We start from the raw sequence: 2,889 nt of genomic DNA, 5'->3' as shown, positions 1-2,889 counted from the left end.
AGGATTAGGTCACCTGTGTTTTCGTTGTCACGAAATAACTGACAGTGATACATAATTTTATCAACCAAAGTTGTTTTACCGTGATCGACGTGGGCAATAATTGCAATGTTTCTAATAGCTTCCATCTGTGATTTTTAATGGGTGCAAAGGTACACTTTATTTTCATATAAAAAACGTTTCACAAATACTTTACCTATTATTAACCTTTTAGACATATATTCAAGGCCAAAATAAGTTGAAAACTACCATTTGATATTAACAATATTTAATTATATTTGGGTAATGAAAAACAAAACCACTCCAATTATTTTAATCTACCTTCTAACAGCACTGTTTACAATGTTAGTTTTTCACAAGATTGAAATACAGTATTCATTAACAAAGCACTACCCCGTACTGAACTTTTATAAAGACTTACTTTTTGTTTTATCTTCTGCGCTACTTTTTAAATACATATTTGCGAAAAACAATAGAAGAAACGCCTTGTTTTTTGACAAACTAAACCAAACTAACAAAGAAATTAAGGAATCAAATGATAAATACGATATTGTAGCAAAAGCGACCAGTGACACAATTTGGGATTGGAAAATTCAAGAAGACGAAATGGTCTGGAGCAAAGGAATTAGTGCTGTCTATGGTTATGATAATATACAAATCGGCGCTAGATCAAAGTGGTGGTTTGAAAACATACACCCAGAAGATAGTATAAAGATGTCTGTCAAGCTCTACTCATTTTTAGAGCAAAAAACAGAAAAATGGCAAGACGAGTATCGTTTCAAATGTGCCGATAACACATATAAATACGTCCTAGATAGAGGCTTTTTATTGAAGGATAAAAATGGGACAGCAGTTAGAATGATTGGTGCCATACAAGATATAACCAAACAAAAAGAAGAAGAATTACGTTTAAAGTTACTAGAAACAGTAATAGTTCAAACAAAAGAATCTATAGTAATCACAAAAGCAGTCTCCGAAAATAAAAAGTTTTCTGAAATTGTTTATGTAAATCCAGCATTCACCAGAATGACCGGGTTTATGAATCAAGAAGTTCTAGGTAGAAAACCTAATTTATTTCAAGGTCAATTAGCAAACTTAGCAGCAGCACGTAAAATAATAGAAGCTTTACAAACTAGAACAGAAACACAAATAGAAACATTATCAATTAGAAAAAATGGTGAGCAATTTTGGCTTTATTTTTCTATGATTCCAGTATACAACAATAAAAACGAATTTACACATTGGGTTTCAGTCCAAAAAGATATTACCCAAGAAAAATTGCAACAAAAAGAAAAAGAACAACTAATAAGCGAATTAACTCAAAACAATAAAGATTTAAAACAATTCTCATATGTTACATCACATAATTTAAGAGCTCCAATTTCCAATCTCATTGGACTACTTATGCTTACTGACCACATGAAGATTGAGGATACAGAATTAGAGGAGATTATAGGAGGATTTAAAACCTCAACTAATTTATTAAGCGAAACCATTAATGATTTAACAAAGGTTATGCTAATTAAGGATAACATACCAGTAGCTGAAGAGCTGGTTAACCTAGCCGAGTCATTTGAACATATTTGTAAAGAACTTAGCTTTCAACTTGACAAACATAAACCTACACTTCAAGTTAACTTTGAAAATTGTACAGAAATTATCACAAACAAAACTTATCTAGAAAGTATAATACTGAATCTTTTAACCAATTCAATTAAATACAAAGCTAAAGACAGAGCACTATTAATAAAAATTGAAGCAGTTACAAGAGAAGATGATACAATTATAAAAATAATAGATAATGGAATTGGTATCGATTTAGAGAGAAATAAGGAAAAAATATTTGGACTATACCAACGTTTCCATGACTATCCGGACAGCAAAGGACTTGGGTTATACCTCGTTAAGTCACAAATAGAAGCTATGAAGGGGAGTATAAAAATTGAAAGTGCAGTAAATATAGGTACCACTTTTACATTAATTTTCAAAAAAAAATAAAATGTTAAATCGAATTCTGTGTGTTGATGACGATCCGATCACACTGTTACTTTATTCAAAAGTAATTAATAAAACAAATTTTTCAAAAGAAATCATTACCGCGAAAAATGGAGAAAAAGCTTTACATTATTTTGATAATTTACTGAAACAAGACCAAAGTATTTTAGAATTACCCGAGTTAATTTTTTTAGATCTTAATATGCCCGTTATGAGTGGCTGGGACTTTCTTGATTCTTTTAAAACAGACCAATATAAAAAATTTCACAATATAAAAGTAGTAGTACTTTCTTCAACAATCGATCCCAAGGATATAGAAAAATCACAAACCTACCCTATGGTTTTAGACTTTTTATCGAAACCAATAAGTGTAAGTATGCTTGAATATTTAAGCTCCAAGATACAATAACCGAATATCCTCAAAAAGAGGTATAAAACCAAAAAAACCTCTTATTCCTAAGAGGTTTTTTATTATATGATTCTAAAGAAGTTGACTATAGAGTAGCAACAAATTTAGTTAATTTAGATTTTAGGTTTGAAGCCTTATTATCATGAATGATATTTTTCTTAGCTAGTTTGTCAATCATTGAGATAACATTTGACAATTTTGCAGTAGCATCTACCTTATCAGTAGCTATTCTTAAAGCTTTGATAGCATTACGAGTAGTTTTGTGTTGGTATCTGTTTAATACTCTTCTCTTTTCGTTACTTCTGATTCTCTTTAGAGCTGACTTATGATTTGCCATTTTATTATATTTTTATCTTTTACTAATTTTTAGTAGTCCGTAAGGGAATCGAACCCCTGTTACCAAGACGAAATCTTGGCGTCCTAACCCCTAGACGAACGGACCATTATCCCTCTAGTTATATAATCATTACGATTATTTGTAGCCCGTA

4 protein-coding genes and 1 tRNA gene are annotated in these 2,889 nt (G+C 30.6%); 2 read left to right on the top strand and 3 right to left on the bottom strand.

Annotation, left to right across the window (positions count from 1 at the left end; translation table 11 throughout):
* On the bottom strand, window positions 1-125 hold a 125-nt coding region (locus P8M54_RS12895), incomplete at its 3' end, for a GTP-binding protein (RefSeq protein ID WP_300288330.1).
* Window positions 126-282: 157 nt separating this feature from the next.
* On the opposite strand from P8M54_RS12895, the gene P8M54_RS12890 reads away from it, so the two are divergent.
* Together P8M54_RS12890 and P8M54_RS12885 are read left to right on the top strand one after the other, a co-directional pair.
* Window positions 283-1,995: a PAS domain-containing protein gene (locus P8M54_RS12890; RefSeq protein WP_300288328.1), complete on the top strand. Its 1,713-nt coding sequence runs from the start codon at window positions 283-285 to the stop codon at window positions 1,993-1,995.
* Window position 1,996: 1 nt separating this feature from the next.
* Window positions 1,997-2,401, top strand: a complete 405-nt coding sequence (locus P8M54_RS12885; RefSeq protein WP_300288327.1) for a response regulator — start codon at window positions 1,997-1,999, stop codon at window positions 2,399-2,401.
* 85 nt (window positions 2,402-2,486) lie between these two features.
* Here P8M54_RS12885 and rpsT read toward each other — a convergent pair whose 3' ends face one another.
* Both rpsT and P8M54_RS12875 read right to left on the bottom strand, forming a co-directional pair.
* The gene (gene rpsT / locus P8M54_RS12880; RefSeq protein WP_300288326.1) at window positions 2,487-2,738 is read right to left on the bottom strand and encodes a 30S ribosomal protein S20; all 252 of its coding nucleotides are present in this window, start codon (window positions 2,736-2,738) and stop codon (window positions 2,487-2,489) included.
* A 33-nt stretch (window positions 2,739-2,771) separates the two neighbouring features.
* Window positions 2,772-2,843, bottom strand: a tRNA-Glu gene (locus P8M54_RS12875).
* Window positions 2,844-2,889: the final 46 nt, after the last annotated feature.

The organism is Flavobacterium sp. (genome assembly GCF_029242675.1).
In the GTDB taxonomy this organism is placed as follows: Bacteria; Bacteroidota; Bacteroidia; order Flavobacteriales; family Flavobacteriaceae; genus Flavobacterium.
Note: the sequence above shows the minus strand (reverse complement) of the source record. Positions and strands in the feature narration are given on the sequence as shown.